This window comes from Frankia sp. EI5c (assembly GCF_001636565.1).
GTDB lineage: Bacteria > Actinomycetota > Actinomycetes > Frankiales > Frankiaceae > Parafrankia.
Map to the genome: position 1 here is coordinate 63,606 of NZ_LRTK01000006.1, position 16,672 is coordinate 80,277.

At 72.7% G+C, this 16,672-nt stretch carries 12 protein-coding genes and 5 pseudogenes; 3 read left to right on the plus strand and 14 right to left on the minus strand.

Going from position 1 to position 16,672, the window contains the following annotated elements; genetic code table 11:
* The 3 genes and pseudogenes from zwf to pgl all read left to right on the plus strand — a co-directional run.
* Positions 1 to 1,264 (plus strand): annotated as a pseudogene (gene zwf, locus UG55_RS03740) (glucose-6-phosphate dehydrogenase); the annotation flags it as partial.
* A 100-nt stretch (positions 1,265 to 1,364) separates the two neighbouring features.
* A complete protein-coding gene (locus UG55_RS03745; RefSeq protein ID WP_066062900.1) occupies positions 1,365 to 2,393 on the plus strand; it encodes a glucose-6-phosphate dehydrogenase assembly protein OpcA in 1,029 nt (342 codons plus the stop codon).
* 68 nt (positions 2,394 to 2,461) lie between these two features.
* Positions 2,462 to 3,346, plus strand: coding sequence for a 6-phosphogluconolactonase (gene pgl, locus UG55_RS03750; RefSeq protein WP_199865033.1), 885 nt, complete (start codon positions 2,462 to 2,464; stop codon positions 3,344 to 3,346).
* Positions 3,347 to 3,420: 74 nt separating this feature from the next.
* On the opposite strand, the gene UG55_RS03755 is transcribed toward pgl, so the two are convergent.
* The 14 genes and pseudogenes from UG55_RS03755 to uvrC form a co-directional block, all read right to left on the minus strand.
* Positions 3,421 to 3,810, minus strand: coding sequence for an SHOCT domain-containing protein (locus tag UG55_RS03755; protein WP_066062905.1), 390 nt, complete (start codon positions 3,808 to 3,810; stop codon positions 3,421 to 3,423).
* Positions 3,811 to 3,890: 80 nt separating this feature from the next.
* A complete protein-coding gene (locus UG55_RS03760) occupies positions 3,891 to 5,372 on the minus strand; it encodes a serine/threonine-protein kinase (protein ID WP_066062908.1) in 1,482 nt (493 codons plus the stop codon).
* A gap of 23 nt (positions 5,373 to 5,395) precedes the next feature.
* Positions 5,396 to 5,737: an RNA polymerase-binding protein RbpA gene (locus tag UG55_RS03765; RefSeq protein ID WP_020572567.1), complete on the minus strand. Its 342-nt coding sequence runs from the start codon at positions 5,735 to 5,737 to the stop codon at positions 5,396 to 5,398.
* A gap of 264 nt (positions 5,738 to 6,001) precedes the next feature.
* Positions 6,002 to 6,317: pseudogene (locus UG55_RS32095) on the minus strand (ABC transporter substrate-binding protein); the annotation flags it as partial.
* A 1-nt stretch (position 6,318) separates the two neighbouring features.
* Positions 6,319 to 7,675, minus strand: a pseudogene (locus tag UG55_RS03770) (ABC transporter substrate-binding protein); the annotation flags it as partial.
* Positions 7,676 to 7,797: 122 nt separating this feature from the next.
* Positions 7,798 to 8,028 carry a preprotein translocase subunit SecG gene (gene secG / locus UG55_RS03775; protein WP_066063499.1) on the minus strand — a complete coding sequence of 77 codons (231 nt, stop codon included), beginning with the start codon at positions 8,026 to 8,028 and terminating at the stop codon, positions 7,798 to 7,800.
* A gap of 105 nt (positions 8,029 to 8,133) precedes the next feature.
* Positions 8,134 to 8,946: a triose-phosphate isomerase gene (tpiA, locus tag UG55_RS03780; protein WP_066062913.1), complete on the minus strand. Its 813-nt coding sequence runs from the start codon at positions 8,944 to 8,946 to the stop codon at positions 8,134 to 8,136.
* Positions 8,947 to 9,014: 68 nt separating this feature from the next.
* Positions 9,015 to 10,217 carry a phosphoglycerate kinase gene (locus UG55_RS03785; RefSeq protein WP_066062916.1) on the minus strand — a complete coding sequence of 401 codons (1,203 nt, stop codon included), beginning with the start codon at positions 10,215 to 10,217 and terminating at the stop codon, positions 9,015 to 9,017.
* Between the two features lie 55 nt (positions 10,218 to 10,272).
* Positions 10,273 to 11,249: type I glyceraldehyde-3-phosphate dehydrogenase (gene gap, locus UG55_RS03790; RefSeq protein ID WP_242423694.1), on the minus strand; the 977-nt coding region annotated here is incomplete at its 5' end.
* 266 nt (positions 11,250 to 11,515) lie between these two features.
* Positions 11,516 to 12,520, minus strand: coding sequence for a DNA-binding protein WhiA (whiA, locus tag UG55_RS03795; protein WP_199865022.1), 1,005 nt, complete (start codon positions 12,518 to 12,520; stop codon positions 11,516 to 11,518).
* A complete protein-coding gene (yvcK, locus tag UG55_RS03800; RefSeq protein ID WP_066062921.1) occupies positions 12,508 to 13,716 on the minus strand; it encodes a uridine diphosphate-N-acetylglucosamine-binding protein YvcK in 1,209 nt (402 codons plus the stop codon). The genes whiA and yvcK overlap by 13 nt, the downstream gene beginning before the upstream one ends.
* Positions 13,713 to 13,820 (minus strand): annotated as a pseudogene (locus UG55_RS32100) (RNase adapter RapZ); the annotation flags it as partial. The gene yvcK and the pseudogene UG55_RS32100, both read right to left, overlap by 4 nt.
* A 1-nt stretch (position 13,821) precedes the next feature.
* Positions 13,822 to 14,582, minus strand: a pseudogene (rapZ, locus tag UG55_RS03805) (RNase adapter RapZ); the annotation flags it as partial.
* Positions 14,579 to 16,672, minus strand: a 2,094-nt coding sequence (gene uvrC / locus UG55_RS03810; protein ID WP_242423695.1) for an excinuclease ABC subunit UvrC, incomplete at its 5' end; no start/stop codon positions are given. The gene uvrC and the pseudogene rapZ, both read right to left, overlap by 4 nt.

Genomic DNA, 16,672 nt, shown 5'->3' on the forward strand with positions numbered 1-16,672 from the left:
GGAGGACACCTGGGAGCGGCTCGCGGGCTCGGTGCGGTTCCGGTCCGGTTCGTTCTCCGACGACGCGGCGTTCGACGGTCTCGTCAAACTGCTCGCCGAGCTGGAACACAGTCACGGCGTGCCGGGGAACGCGGCCTTCTACCTCTCGATCCCGCCGACGGCCTTCCCGGTCGTCCTCAAGCAGATGCAGCGGACGGGCCTGGCCTCGAACGAGTCCGCGGGCGGCTGGCGTCGGGTCGTGATCGAGAAGCCGTTCGGCAACGACCTGGAATCGGCGCGTGAGCTCAACTCGCTCGTCGACGACGTCTTCACCCCGGGCGACGTGTTCCGCATCGACCACTACCTGGGCAAGGAGACGGTTCAGAACCTCTTCGCGCTGCGCTTCGCCAACACGCTGTTCGAGCCGATCTGGAACTCGCACTTCGTCGACTCGGTACAGATCACGATGGCGGAGGATGTCGGCATCGGCACCCGCGCCGGCTTCTACGACGAGACGGGCGCGGCCCGGGACGTCCTGCAGAACCACCTTCTGCAGCTGCTGGCGCTCACCGCCATGGAGGAGCCGGTCAGCTTCAGCGCCGAGACGATCCGGACGGAGAAGCTGAAGGTCCTGCGGGCGGTGTCGCTGCCCGACGACTTCTCGACCTTCGCCGTCCGCGGGCAGTACTCCCAGGGCTGGCTCGCCGGTGAGCGGGTGCGCGGCTACCTGGAGGAGGCCGACATCCCGGCGACGTCGACCACCGAGACCTTCGTCGCGGTGAAGCTCGGCGTCGAGACGCGGCGCTGGGCCGGCGTGCCGTTCTACCTGCGCACGGGCAAGCGCCTGCCCCGGCGGGTGACCGAGATCTCGATCACCTTCACCAAGGCACCGCACCTGCCGTTCGACAAGACGGACACGTCCGAGCTGGGCAACAACCAGCTGGTGATCCGGGTGCAGCCGGACGAGGGGGTCACGCTGCGCTTCGCCTCCAAGGTGCCCGGCTCGTCGATGGAGGTCCGGGACGTTGCCATGGACTTCCTGTTCGGCGAGGCGTTCACCGAGGCGCTGCCCGAGGCCTACGAGCGTCTGATCCTGGACGTCCTGCTCGGCGACGCGACGCTGTTCCCGAACAACGCAGAGGTCGAGGAGTCCTGGCGGATCATCGACCCGCTGGAGGACTTCTGGCGGGGAACGGCACCGCACACCTACCGGGCGGGCAGCTGGGGGCCGTCGGCCGCCGACGACATGCTCAGCCGGGACGGCCGCCGGTGGCGCCGGCCATGACCCGCCACCGCCACCGCCACCCTCATGTCACGGTCCGTGAGAATGCCGCCATGATCCGAACCAGCCGCGCGGCGGCCGCCTCGAAGGAGGGAACCCCGGCATGACCACGCTGTGGGACACCACCGGATCCGCGGTGGTCAAGGCGCTCTCCGCCGAGCGGCGGGCCGCCGGCGCACTGGCGTTCGGCCTGGCGCTGACGCTCGTCGTGGTCGTCGACGAGCAGCATGTCAGCCAGGCCGAGAGCGCGGCGACGGCGGCGTCCGCGGCACATCCCTGCCGGTTGCTGATCGTCGTGCGCCGGCAGATCGACGCGCCGAACCCGCGCCTGGACGCCGAGGTGTCCATCGGCGGGCGGCTGGGGCCCGGCGAGGCGGTGGTGATGCGGATGTCCGGCCGCCTCGCGCTGCACGCCGAGTCCGTCGTCCTCCCGCTGCTGGCACCGGACGCACCAGTGGTCACCTGGTGGTACGACGCACCGCCGGAGAAGATCGCCTACGACCCGCTCGGGGTCTTCGCCGACCGCCGGGTCACCGGCACCTACGCGGCGCCCGACCCGATCGCCGCGCTGACCCAGCGGGCCGAGGACTTCGTCCCCGGCGACACCGACCTGGCCTGGACCCGCATCTCCGGCTGGCGAACCCTGCTGGCCGCCGCCTTCGACCAGGTCAGTGAGCCGGCCGGCCCGGCGACGATCGTCAGCGAGCCGGGCAATCCCAGCGCCCGGCTGTTCGCCGGCTGGTTGCAGGCGAGGCTGGGAGTCCCGGTCACGATCACCGACGCCCCCGGGCGCAAGGGGATCCAGAGCGTGCGGGTGGCGGTCGGCGAGGGCGAGATCGTGCTGGCCCGGACGGACAACCGGTCGGCCGGCATCACCCGCACGGGCTACGCGACCCGGGTGCTGCCCCTGCCGGAACGGGGCCTGGGCGACCTGCTCGCCGAGGAGCTCCGCCGCCTGGACGAGGACCCGGTGTACGCGGAGGCGCTCTCCGCCTGGAGCGGCGTCCCGGACCTGGACCTCCGGCCGCGGCACCGCGAGCACATCTGGCGCGACCCGGCGTTGGAGCGCGCCGCCGCGCCGCCGCCCTCGACCGCTGTGACACCGCCCTCGACCTCGCCGGCCGCATCGTGACCGGGCGGGAGTCCGGGCCGGGCAGCGGACCGGCGGCGGGCAGCGGACCGGCGGCGGCGCCACCCACGGTGATCGTTCATCCCGACGCCGGGGTGCTCGCCCGCGCGGCGGCGGCCCGGCTGATCACCGCCCTGGTGGACGCGCAGGCCGCGCGCGGGAGCGCCTCCCTCGTCCTCACCGGGGGTGGCATCGGCGTGGCGCTCCTGCGCGCGATGCGGGGGAATCCTGCGTTGGACGCCGTCGACTGGTCCCGGGTGGACGTGTGGTGGGGTGACGAGCGCTTCGTCCCGGCCGGCTCCCCCGACCGCAACGACAGCCAGGCGTGGGAGGCGCTGCTGGAGCACATCCCACTGGACCCGGCCAGGGTCTTCCCGATGGGCCATCCCGCCCTGGCCCGGGCGGGCGGTGACGTCGAGACCGCCAACCCGCTGACCGTGACGGACGGTGCCGGCCGGCTGGCGACGATCCGGCCGATCGGGGTCGAGGAGCCCGAGACCGCCGCCGCCCAGTACGCCGCCGAACTGGCCGCGCGCGCGGACGCCGGGTCGGCGGTCCCGGCCTTCGATGTACTGCTGCTCGGGCTCGGGCCGGAGACGCATGTCGCGTCGATCTTCCCCGACTCCCCGGCCGCCGTGGCGACCGAGCCGGTGACCGCGGTCCGCGACTGCCCCAAACCGCCACCGACCCGGGTGACGCTGACCATGCCCACCCTGCGGTCGGCCCGTGAGGTGTGGGTGGTGGTCGCCGGCGAGGAGAAGGCGGACGCGGTCGCGGCCGCGCTGGCTCCGGGTGCGGATCCGGTGCGGTGGCCGGCGGCCGGGGCGGCCGGCCGCGAGCGCACTCTGTGGCTCGTCGACCGGGCCGCCGCGCTACGTCTCCAACCGCGTGCTGGTTCCCCCGAACCCCGCGGCACCCGACCAGGTGGTGCCCGACCAGGTAGCGCCGCCGGCTGACGGCGCGGGCGGGCGGGCTCAGACCGGCACCCGCGGGCGGAGGAGCCGAGGCCAGGCACCCGCGGGCCGGTCTCTCAGGCCAGGATCTTCGTCTTCTCCCGTTCGAACTCGTTCTCGCTGATCACTCCGTGGTCCCGGAGGTCGGCGAGGCGGCTGAGCTCGTCCGCCGTGCTTGGCCGGCCAGCCGCCGAGCGGACCTCGGCGCGCCACAGATCGGCGGCGGACGCGGCCTGCCGGGCCTGCCGTTCGTGCATCGAGGTACCCCGGATGATCAGATACGCGAGTACACCGACCAGCGGAAGAACCAGGATCAGGGCTGTCCAGCCGGCCTTCGCCCAGCCGGAGAGATCATGGCTGCGGAAGACATCGGTCACCACCGCGAACAGCAGAAAAAGCCACAGCACAAAGCAGAAGAACCACAGCATGTAGAGGAACACGCTGAGGAGCGGGAAGTCGGAATCCACCTTGCCTCCTCTCACCGTCACCAACCGGTAGGACCGCTTCATACCCACGACGCGGCACCAGACGAGGCGGCAGCCTCACCTCATCCGGGTGAAGTCCGTGCCAGCAGGCCGTTTCCCACCGAATTCACCGCTGTCGCGGCGAAGGTGTAGGCGAGCCGGCCGTCGGGACGCAGCGTCAGCACCAACCGGTCGGCGCCCTTACACAGAACTCCGCGTTCGACCAGCCGTTCCTGGACGGTGATGGTGGTCCCCTCGGCAGTCAGCAGGCGCAGGTCCGCGGCGCACCCGTCAGTCGGATAGTCGCTGTGGCCGACGGTCTGGCCCAGGCCACCCGCGCGCAGCTCGAGCTCGACCTCGAACTCCAGCGGGCCCTGGCGCACGGTTCCGGTCCAGAGACCGGCCATCCCGGCCGGCAGGAGATCCCCACCACCTGCTGGCGACGGGCCGCTACGGGCGATCCACAGCAGGCCGGTGACCAGCAGGACCAGCGCCAGCCCGGCGCTCCCGCCGGCGAGCAGCGCACGTTGCCGGAACCTCCCGATACCACGCGGCGGCGGAACCGGCGGCACCGCCACCGGCAGCACCGGCAGTGCCGCCCCGGTCGGATCCGGTCGCGCCGCTCGCGCCGGAGCGGTGACCGACGGCCGCCCGGCAACCGGGGGCACAGCAACCGGGGGTACGGCCGCGGCCGCGACGGGGGGGCGCAGCACCCGCAGGAGCAGCGCCTGCGCTGCCTCCGCGCCCAGCCGGGCATCCGGGTTCTTGATCAGGAGGCCGCCGATGACCGGCCACAGCATGTCCGCCCGGGCGAGCGGCGGCGGATCCACGTGCAGCACCGCGCCGATGGTCAGCGGGATCGTCTCGCGGGCGAACGGCGGGCTGCCGTCGAGCGCGAAGTACAGGGTGGCGCCGAGCGAGAACAGATCCGCCGCCAGCGAGGCCGGGCGCCTGGTGATGCGCTCCGGTGCGAGGTAGGCCGGTGTTCCCGCGCTGCCGTCCGGCCCGGGAGCCGTCGTGTCGGCGACGTTGGTCGCGATGCCGAAGTCGGTGAGCAGGACCCGGCCGTCGTCGGCGAGCAGGATGTTCGAGGGCTTGATGTCCCGGTGCAGCAGGCCGATCCGCGCACCGGCGATCAGGGCGTCCAGGACGGCCAGACCCACCTGGGCGGCACGGGTGGTTGTCAGCGGCCCATCCGCGCGCACCGCCGCGTCCAGCGAGGTCGCGGCCACCAGCTCCATGATGATCCAAGGGAGGCCGCCGTCCTCGACGACGTCGTTCACCGAGACGACGTGCGGGTTGTCCCGGAGCTGGGCGGCGTTGCGGGCCTCACGCACGGCCGCGGCGGTCCGCCCGCGGTCCGCGCCGCCGAGCGCGGCCGGTCCGCCCGGGCCGGCGTGGTCGCCCGTACCCGGGCGACCACCGACCCAGATGGCCTTCACCGCCACGTCCACCCGCAGCAGCAGGTCCCTGGCCCGCCACACGACGCCCATCGAGCCGGCGCCGACGCACTCCAGCAGGCGGTACCGGCCGGCCACGACCTGGCCGGCCTCGATGCTGCGCACAGCTGGCGGGTGCCCGCGCGGGTTCAGTTCACCGGCGCGCCCCGCAGCTTCGCCAGCGCCTCGGCCAGGATCGCCTCGCCGTCCTTCTCGTTGCGCCGCTCCCGTACGTACGCGAGGTGCGTCTTGTACGGCTCTGTCTTCGGCGGCGCGGGGGTGTTCTCACGGTCCCTGCCCGCCGGGAACCCACAGCTGGGACAGTCCCACGTGTCCGGTATGGACGCGTCAGCCGCGAAGGCCGGCTTCGTCTCGTGCTCGTTGGCGCACCAGAAGGAGATCCGCTGCCGAGGAGCTGTCTCGCCCCGCTCAGCCTCCCCCATCGGTCCTGCCCCGACCCGGCTCCCCCGGATGGCGTTGCCACCTGCCACGGCCCGCGTGCTCCTTCGTCTCGTCCCATGGGTGGTAGCTCGGCGGTCGGCCCCCCGCGGTCGGACCNCCCACGCCCGCACCGCCACCGTTGACGTGCCGGCATCATCCGAAAGGCCTGCCGAGCGCGTCTGTCCGGAGTGTAGGACGGGAGGTCCACCACGGGTTGCACCGACCACCCCCACCGGGGCTTCCATACCCGGATGAGGGCCCGTTGGGGCACTCTCACGGATGTGCGGATACTCGCCCCGAGAGGGGACGAGCACTCAGGGTGACAGCGACACGGCGGTGGGATCCGCGGTCCCCAGCGAGGGGACGATCGTGAACGCCTGTACGGCGGCGCTGTGCAGGCGGGCCGTGTAGGTAACCGCGAGGGGCAGCACCGCGGCGTCGCTCAGCACTGTCCGTTCCAACGCCGCCCAGCTCTCGGCGGCGGTGTCCTCGGTACCCGCGGTCACCGCCGTGTCGAGACGGGTCAGCAGGTCCGGGCGCCGGTAGCCACCGTCCGCGGGCCGCGGCCCCAGCCAGGTCTCGTCCAGCAGCGGCTGGTAGGCGGTGCGGCCGGCGTCGCCGAACCAGTCGNGGCGCACGGTCGTCAGCGCCAGGTCCCAGAACTGGGACTGCGGGTCGGACACCGCCTGCTGGTACTGCTCCCCACCGCGGACGCGGACGTCCAGGCGGATGTCGGCCCGCGCGAAGGCGGCCCGCAACGCCTCGGCGACCGCCGCGTCGGCGGTGCTGTCCGTCGTCAGCAGGGACAGCGCCGTCACCCGACCGCCCGGGTTGTTCGCCAGGCCCTCCGTGCAGCGTTGCGGGTCACCGGTGCCCTCGCCGGCGGGATAGGGGTCGTACTGCTCGTAGCCGGTCATCGGCTCCTGCAGGAGCTGGCCGGTGGCCGCGGCAAGTGCCGGCCCCCCCAGCGCGCCCACGACCGCGACTCGGTCGACGCAGTACGCCAGGGCCGTGCGCACCTGCTGCTCGCGCAGCGCCGCCGCGGAGGGCCCGTTGAGGCCCACGACGAGCGCGACCACCGGGCCGGTCGACGACACCGCGAGCCGGTCGTCGTCGCCGCCCGCCAGATGTTCCAGTTCCCCGAGGGGCGCCTCGCCGTCGAGGGCCATGTCGCCGTCACCGGCCTCGATGCGCGCGGTGATCGTCTCGGCGTCCAGGCCGTCGGTGACAGTGATGTGGTCGGGCAGCGCCCGCCGGATCCCGTCCGACGACCCGCTCCACGAGGGGTTCCGGGACAGCCGGTAGGTGCCGCCGTCGGGATCGGACACGAAGCGGTACGGACCGGTCGAGATCAGGTTGTCGAGGTACTCCGGTGAGTCCGGCGGGTAGGCGAGGGCCTCGAGCGGCACCGGGGAACTGGCGGGCAGCGCCAGCACGTCGACGAAGTCGTTCACCGGCCGCAGCAGGTGGAACTCGATCGTGTCATCCCCCACGACCTGGACGCCGGAGATCGATCCGCTCTCGATCAGCGCCGGCGCGTCGGTGACCGCCGAGGCCGCGAGCTGCGCGCAGTACTCGGCGAACCCACGGATCGTCGCGGCGTAGTACCCGCGCAGCGGCGAGGGCACCGGCGGCGAGCACATCCGCTTGAGGCCCCGGGCGACGTCGGTGGCGGTGATCCGGCGCTGGCTCGGGGTGTTCCACCGGGCGGCCGAGCGCAGGCGCACCGTGTAGACGGTGCCGCTCATCGTCACCGTCGGCGCCCCGGCGGCCAGGTCCGGCCGCGGGATCGTCGAACGCGACGGGTCGGTGTCCGTGGGATAGCTGTAGAGCTGCCGGGTGACGAGCCGGGCGAAGGCCCGCTCACCCGGCTCGTCCGCCCACCCCGGGTCACCGCTGGGCATCCGCCCGGTGAGCAGTCGCAGCGTGCCGCCGGGCTTGTCGGCCGCGGCGGTGGTCGTGGGCGGGCTGGTCGGGCTCGCCGCCATCGGCCCCGGTGTCGGGTCGGAGTCGCCGCTGCACCCCGCGACCCCGACCGCCGCGAGCACCGCGACGACGACAAGAGCGACGATCTCCCGGACGGTGCCGGGCCGCCTCGCGGAGGAGGTGCTCAACTCTTCAGCAGCAGACCGAGGCCGATGATGCAGGTGACCCACAGCAGGGCCACGGCTACGGTGAGCCGGTCCAGGTTCTTCTCCACGACGGAGGAGCCGCCCAGCGACGAGGAGACCCCGCCGCCGAACAGGGTGGACAGGCCCCCGCCCTTCGCCCGGTGCAACAGCACCAGCATGACGAGCAGCACGCTCGTGGCGATCAGCGCGATCGACAGACCGACCGTCATCCAGACCAGCTCCCGCGTCGTGTTGGCACCCACCGCCGCACCCGGTCAGGCCCGACGATCGTGCAAACGTACATGACGCCGCCCTGGTGGCTGAGGAGGTGCTTCTCAGGCTGTTGGCGCACCGCGAACGATCCCGACGAACTCCTCCGCGACGAGGCTCGCGCCGCCCACGAGGCCACCGTCGACGTCGGGCATGGTGAACAGCTCGGCGGCGTTCCCGGCCTTCACCGAGCCGCCGTAGAGGACCCTGATCGCGGCCGCCACGGGCTCACCGAACAGCTTCGCGAGCTGCCCGCGCACCGCGGAGCACATGTCCTGGGCATCCTGGGCGGACGCCGTCCGACCGGTGCCGATCGCCCAGACCGGCTCGTAGGCGACGACGAGGGTGCCCGCCTGCTCGGCGGTCACGCCGGCCAGCGACCCCTCGAGCTGGGCGAGCACATGCTCCACCTGGTTGCCCGCCGCGCGGACGTCCTCGTGCTCGCCCACGCACAGGATCGGCGTGATCCCGTGCGTGTAGGCCGCGCGGACCTTCGCGGCGACCAGGGCGTCGTCCTCATGGTGGTAGGTGCGCCGCTCGGAGTGCCCGACGACCACGTACGAGCAGCCGAGCCGCGAAAGCATCGGGCCGCTGATGTCACCGGTGTAGGCGCCGGAGCTGTGCGGCGAGAGATCCTGACCGCCGTAGCCGACGGCGAGCCGGTCGCCGTCGACCAGGGTCTGGACGCTGCGCAGGTCGGTGAACGGCGGCAGGAAGACGACCTCCACCTTCTCCAGCTCCGGCGGCTTCAGGTCGAAGGCGATCTTCTGTACCAGCGCGATGGCCTCAAGGTGGTTGAGGTTCATCTTCCAGTTGCCGGCGACCAGCGTCCGCCGGCCGGACCCGCCCGGTTGCCGGGCGGGTGCCCCCTTCGCCACGTCCCTGCTTCCCTTCGTCCTGTGTCGGATGGTCCTGCCCCCCGGGGACCTGGGCCCGGGGGGGTCGCTCAGACGTCGAGAGCGGCGAGCCCGGGAAGGGTTTTGCCCTCCAGGTACTCCAGGCTGGCGCCACCCCCGGTGGAGATGTGGCTGAAGTCGCCCTCCGGGATGCCCAGGGTCCGCACCGCGGCGGCCGAGTCCCCGCCGCCCACGACGGAGAAGCCACTGCCCGCGGCTACGGCCTCGGCGACCCCCCTCGTCCCCGCCGCGAACGGCGGGAACTCGAACACGCCCATCGGGCCGTTCCAGAAGACGGTGGCCGCGCCGCCGACCACACCGGCGAACGCCGCGGTCGACGCCGGGCCGATGTCGAGGCCCAGCCAGCCGTCCGGAATGGCGTCGGCGGCGACGACCTCGGTCGCGGCGTCCGCGGCGAACCGGTCCGCGACCACGACGTCCGTGGGCAGGACGAGCCGGTCACCCGCGTCGGCCAGCAGGCCCTTGCAGGTGTCGATCATCTCGCTCTCCAGGAGCGAGGCACCGACCGGGTGCCCGAGCGCGGCCAGGAAGGTGAAGCACATGCCGCCACCGACCAGGAGCGAGTCGACCTTCGGCAGCAGCGCCCGGATGACACCGAGCTTGTCCGACACCTTCGAGCCGCCGAGCACCACCGCGTACGGCCTGGCCGGAGCGGAGGTGAGCGCGCGCAGCACCTCCAGCTCCGTCAGCACCAGCCGGCCGGCCGCGTGCGGCAGCCGCTTCGGGACCTCGGAGACACTGGCGTGGGCGCGGTGCACCGCGCCGAACGCGTCGCCCACGTAGAACTCGGCGAGCGCCGAGAGCTCGTCGGCGAACGCGGCCCGGACGGCGGCGTCCTTGCTGGTCTCCCCGGGGTTGAAGCGGAGGTTCTCCAGCAGGGCCACCTGGCCCTCGCCGAGCCCGCCCACCACCTCGCGGGCCCGGTCGCCGGCGATGTCGCCGCCACCGCCCCCCGCGAAGGCGACCGGCACGCCCAGCAGCTCGGACAGCCGCTCGGCGACCGGTGCCAGCGAGTACTTCTCCTCCGGAACCCCCTTGGGGCGGCCGAGGTGCGAGCAGACCACCACCTTCGCCCGCCGCTCCAGCAGCGCCTGGATGGTCGGCAGGCTGGCCTTGACCCGGCCGTCGTCGGTGATACGCGGCGCCCCCGCGGAATGGTCCAGGGGCACGTTGAGATCACTACGGACAAGTACACGGTGACCGGTGACCTGCAGGTCGTCGATCGTCCTCACGCTGGCTGCTCCGGTGTGGGCGAAGGTCCGGTGGACGGGGCGTTGCTCGCGCCGGCTACAGCCGGGCGGCGACGAGGCCGGTCAGGTCGACGAGACGGTTGGAGTAGCCCCACTCGTTGTCGTACCAGCCGACGACCTTCACCTGGGTGCCGCTGGACATCGTCAGCTGCGAGTCGAAGGTGCAGGAGGCAGGGGTACCCACGATGTCGGACGAAACGATCGGGTCCTCGGTGTAGACGAGGTAACCCTTCAGTGGTCCTTCAGCCGCCGCCTTGTAGGCCGCGTTGATCTCGTCCTTCGTCGCCGCGCGGGCGAGATTCACGACAAGGTCGGTCACGGAACCGTCAAGTACCGGAACGCGCATCGCGATCCCGTCGAGCTTGCCCTTCAGATGCGGAAGAACAAGCGCCGTCGCCTTCGCCGCGCCGGTGGTGGTGGGAATGATGTTCTGTGCCGCCGCGCGGGCCCGGCGCAGGTCCGAATGCGGGAAGTCGAGGATGACCTGGTCATTGGTGTACGCGTGGATCGTGGTCATCAGGCCCTGCTCGATACCGAACGCCTCGTCCAGAACCTTCGCCAATGGCGCGACGCAGTTCGTCGTGCAGGAGGCGTTCGACAGGATATGGTGCTTCGCCGGGTCGTACACGTCGTCGTTCACACCCATGACGACCGTCAGGTCCTCACCCTTGGCCGGAGCCGAGATGATGACCTTCTTGGCGCCCGCGGCGAGGTGCTTGCCGGCGGTCTCGGCCGTGGTGAAACGGCCCGTCGACTCGATCACGACGTCGACGCCCAGGTCAGCCCAGGGCAGTGCGGCCGGGTCGCGCTCGGCGAGCACCTTGATCGTGGTGTCGCCGACCCGGATCCCGTCCTCGGCGACGGAGACCGGGTCGGTCAGCGTCCCGAGGGTGGTGTCGTACTTCAGCAGGTGCGCCAGCGTCTTGTTGTCGGTCAGGTCGTTCACGGCGACGATCTCCAGATCGCTCCGCCGGCTGGCCGCAAGCGCCCGCCAGAAGTTACGACCGATTCGCCNGAAGCCGTTGACACCCACCCGCGTAGCCACGTCCAGGACTCCCTATGCTCGTGTGCCGTCGTGTGCCAGGAGCCTAGCGAGTCCGGACATCATCGGCGGGAATCCGAACCGATCCATGTCGGTCTCCTCACATCGGGGGACCCGGCACCCTCAGCAATTGGTTGAATGCAGCGCCTTTCGACAAACACCCTATCCCATCACCCCGTACCGACACGGTGCGTGCCCACGCACCTGCAGTGCCCCGTTGAGTGCCCTGATTGCGTGCTCAGGCGTTCTCAAAGAGTTCCGGCGAGACACTGGCCTCGGTGTTCGGGATACCCAGCGCGTTGGCACGTTTGTCCGCCAGCGCGAGCAGACGACGGATTCGTCCGGCGACCGCGTCCTTGGTGAGCGGCGGGTCGGCGAGCGCGCCGAGCTCCTCCAGCGACGCCTGGGCATGCTCCAGCCGCAGCCGTCCGGCTGCCAGCAGGTGCTCCGGCGCGTCATCCCCGAGGATGCGCATCGCCGCCTGCACCCGTGCCCCCGCCGCCACCGCGGCCCGCGCCGACCGCCGCAGGTTGGCGTCGTCGAAGTTCGCCAGCCGGTTCGCCGTGGCCCGGACCTCGCGGCGCATCCGCCGCTCCTCCCAGGCCATCAGGCTGTCGTGCGCACCGATCCTGGTCAGCAGGGCGCCGATCGCGTCGCCGTCGCGCACCACCACCCGGTCCACACCGCGGACATCCCTGCTCTTGGCCTGCACGCCCATGCGCCGGGCGGCCCCGACGAGCGCGAGGGCGGCCTCGGGGCCCGGTGAGGTGACCTCCATCGAGCAGGAGCGGCCGGGCTCGGTGAGCGAGCCGTGGGCCAGGAACGCCCCCCGCCACGCCGCGGCCGCGTCGCAGGCCGAGCCGGTCACCACCTGCGGCGGCAGGCCGCGGACCGGTCGGCCGCGCTGGTCGAGCAGCCCGGTCGACCGGGCCAGCTGCTCGCCGTCCCGCTCGACGCGGACGATGTAGCGCACCGACCGCCGCAGCCCGCCGGCAGCCAGTACCGCCACCGAGGACGGGAAACCGAAGACCTCGGCGATCTCCCGGCGCAATCGTCGCGCGGTGGCGCCCGTGTCGAGCTCGGCCTCCACCACGATCCGCCCGCCGACGATGTGCAGGCCGCCGGCGAACCGCAGGAGCGCCGCCATCTCAGCCCGCCGGCAGCAGGGCTTGGCCACTCGCAGCCTGCTCAGTTCGTCCTTGACGGTGGCCGTCATCGCCGCCACACCGATCACTCCTTGCATTCACCGGAGGGGATCCGGTGGCCGTGGCCACCGGAGGTTGAGCACCCGACGCCCGAGGGATCGGCGCAGGCAGCACCCGGCTGCCGGTCCGGCCAGGGACGCCCGTCCGCGGGCAGGGGGGGTGTCGGGACCGCCGCCCAGCCGGACTCGGGCCTGCCTGTCCCCGGCTGAGGCGTCCCGGGCTGGGACGGCCCGAGCCGCGACGGCCCGGGCTGGGCGGTTTCGGGTCGGCCGGTGTACGACCGGCCGTTGTGCGCGAACACGGCGTCGAACGCCGCCGCCAGAAGCTCGGAATCGTGCAGTGCGGGCTCGCCGGCGGCCCGGACCGGCGCCAGGTGAACCCGGGCGCCCAGCTCCGCCGCCGCCGCCGCCAGCGGTTCCGGGTCACCCACCGCCGCCGGGTCCGCGACCACGACGTCCAGCCGGAGACCGGGGGCATGGGTGGCCAGCGCGTACAGATGCGCCTCGGGCGTGTACCCGGCCGTCTCACCGGGCTGCGCCACCAGGTTGAGCACCATCACGCGGCGGGCCCGGGAACCGCTGATCGCCGCGCGCATGTCCGGGACGAGCAGGTGCGGCAGCACGCTGGTGTAGAGCGATCCCGGGCCCAGGACGATCCAGTCGGCGGCCTCGGCGGCGGCCAGCGCCGCTCCGCACGCGGCGGGCGCCGCGGGTACCAGCCGAACACCGGCGACCCGGCCCGGTGTCGTGGCGACCGCGGCCTGGCCGCGGACCTCCACCGGCACCCCCGGCGCCGCGTCGTCGAGGCCCGTCACGTCGGCGACGATGTCGATGCCGTCGCACGACAGCGGCAGGACGCGGCCGGCCACCCCGAGCAGCGACGCGGCGAGGTCGAGCGCGGCCACCGGGGAACCGGCGCGTTCCGCGAGCGCGGTCAGGACCAGGTTGCCGACGGCGTGACCGGCGAGCGCCCCCTCGCCGCCGAACCGGTGCTGGAAGAGGTCCGCCCAGGTCCGAGACCATCCGTCGGCTCCGGCGAGGGCCGCCAGCGCCATTCGCAGGTCGCCCATCGGCAGCGCGCCGAGCTCGGCCCGCAGCCGGCCCGACGATCCGCCGTCATCGCCGACGGTGACGACCGCGGTCAGCCGTGGGGTGATCCGCCGCAGCGCCGCCAACGACGCGGCGAGGCCGTGCCCGCCGCCGAACGCGGTGATCGCGGGAGCGTCGCCGGTCACTCGCGGCCCAGATCCCGGTGCACCACGCGCACGCCGATCCCGTCGGCGGCCAGCCGCGCGCCGAGCTGCTCGGCCACGGCGACGCTGCGGTGCTTGCCACCGGTNCAGCCGACGGCGAGCGTCAGATACCGCTTGCCCTCCCGCACATATCCCTCGCCGACGAGGTGCAGCAGCGATGTGTACTGGTCGACGAACTCGGTGGCGCCCGGCTGGGCGAGCACGTAGTCGCGCACCTGCGGGTCCCGCCCGGTGTAGGGGCGCAGCGACTCGACCCAGTGCGGATTCGGAAGGAAGCGGCAGTCCGCGACGAAGTCGGCGTCGAGCGGCAGACCGTACTTGTAGCCGAACGAGACGACGGTCGCGTTCAACCGGTTCGTCCGCGGCTGCCCGAAGGCCACGTCGATCTTCGCCCGCAGCTCATGCACGTTGAGGTCGGTCGTGTCCAGGACCAGGTCGGCCTCGCCGCGCAGCTCCGCGAGCAGCGCCCGCTCCCGGTTGATCCCGTCGACCACGCGTTCGTCGCCCTGGAGCGGATGCGGCCGCCGGACATGGTCGAACCGGCGTACCAGGGCATCGTCGGAAGCCTCCAGGAACAGCATCCGCGGATGCATGCCCCGCGAGTCCAACGCCTCCACTGCTGCCCGCAGATCGGAGAAGAAGGCGCGGCCGCGGACGTCGACGACCACCGCGATCCGGCTCACCGCACCGCCGGACCGGTGGCCGAGCTCGGCCATCGTCGACAGCAGCGCCGGCGGCAGGTTGTCGACGACGAACCAGCCGAGATCCTCCAGGCATTTCGCGGCCGTACTGCGGCCGGCACCGGACAGCCCGGTGATGATGGCGAGATCAAGCGTAGCGGTGGTCATCCTGCCGCCCCCCGAAGAGCATCCTGTGCGCCCGCCCCGCCGTCCTCGCCGATCGGCCCCACGGAAACGGAATCGGACGTCGCGCCGGAGCCTATGATCTCGCCGGTCAGCGGGTTGACCGCCGGCGGGGGCGCCTCCTTCCCACCGGGCGCCGACCGGGCCAGCGCGGTCACGATCGCCTCCGCCGTCCGCGGCCCGATGCCCGGGACCTGGGCGATCTCCTCGGCGCTGGCCGCGCGAACCTTCGCCACCGAGCCGAACTGCCGCAGCAGCGCCTTGCGCCGGGTCTCCCCGAGCCCCGGAACACCGTCCAGCGCCGAGGCGACCATGGCCGTCGAACGCTTCTGCCGGTGATAGGTGATCGCGAACCGGTGTGCCTCGTCCCGCACCCGCTGCAGCAGGTAGAGGGCCTCACTGGTCCGCGGCAGGATCACCGGCTCGTCCTGGCCCGGCAGCCAGATCTCCTCCAGCCGCTTGGCGAGCCCGCAGAGGGCCACCCCGCCCGGCCCGGAGTCGACACCGAGCTCGTCGAGCGCCCGCGCGGCGGCGGCCACCTGGGGCGGCCCGCCGTCGACCACGACGAGGTTGGGCGGGTAGGCGAACTTCCGGGGCTGCCCGACCCGCGGCTCCCCGCCGGGCGCCCCTTCCCCGGGCAGCCCAGCAGGCAGTCCGTCAGCAGGCAGTCCGTCAGCAGGCAGTCCTTCGGCGCGCGTCACGGCCGTGGCGCCACTCCCGCCCGCCCCGGCCGCGGCCCCGGCGTCCATACCGTCGGTGAGCGGGTCTCCGAGCAGCTCACCCGTCCGCGCGCGTTCGGCCAGGTAGCGGGAGAACCTGCGGTACACGGTCTCGTGCATGCTCGCCACGTCGTCCTGGCCGTCGACGCCGCGGATGGCGAACCGGCGGTACTCCGACCGGCGCGGCAGCCCGTCCTCGAACACCACCATGCTGGCCACGACATTCGTGCCCTGCGTGTTCGACACGTCGAAGCACTCGATGCGCAGCGGTGCGTCCGCAAGTTCCAGCGCCTCCTGCAGATCGGCCAGCGCCCGGCTGCGGGCGGTCAGGTCCCCGGCTCGCTTCGTCCGGTGCAGAGCGAAGGCCTGCTTGGCGTTGCGCTCCACCGTCTCCATCAGGGTGCGCTTGTCTCCCCGGCGGGGAACACGCAGGTCAACCCGCGCGCCACGGGCCCGGCTGAGCAGCTCCGTGACGGCCTCGGAGTCCGGCGGCAGCTCGGGCACGAGGATCTCCCGCGGGATCTCGCCCGCGTATCCGGAGCCCGGATCCACCACGACGGGGGCGGCCGCTCCGGCGGGGGCGGCGGCTCCGGCGGGCCCCGCGGAACCGTCCGTCCGGGCCCCATCGAGATATTCCTGGGTGAGGAACTGCTCGACGAGGTCCGCCGTGGTGACGTCGTCGAGCTTGTCCACGACCCAGCCGCGCTGGCCGCGTACCCGGCCGCCACGGACGTAGAAGATCTGGACCGCGGCCTCCAGCTCGTCCTGGGCGAAGGCGATCACGTCGGCGTCGGTCCCGTCGGAGAGGACGACGGCCTGCTTCTCGACCGCGCGGCGCAGGGCCCCGATGTCGTCGCGCAGCCGGGCGGCTCGCTCGTACTCCTGCGCCTCGGCCGCGGCCGCCATCTCGCCCTCGAGACGACGCAGGTAGCGGCCGGTCTGCCCCGACATGAAGTCGCAGAAGTCATCGACGATCTCCCGGTGCGCCGCCGCGTCGACCCGGCCCACGCAGGGCGCGGAGCAGCGGTCGATGTACCCGAGCAGGCAGGGCCGCCCCACCTGGCCGGCCCGCTTGAACACGCCCGTGCTGCACGTGCGGGCCGGGAAGACCCGCAGCAACAGGTCCAGGGTCTCCCTGATCGCCCAGGCGTGCGCGTACGGGCCGAAGTAGCGCACCCCGCGACGCCTGGGCCCGCGCATCACCTGCAGCCGCGGGAACTCCTCGTACAACGTCACCGCGAGACTCGGATAGCTCTTGTCGTCCCGGTAGCGGACGTTGAAACGCGGGTCGAACTCCTTGATCCAGGTGTACTCGAGCTGAAGCGCCTCGACCTCCGTGGACACCACCGTCCACTC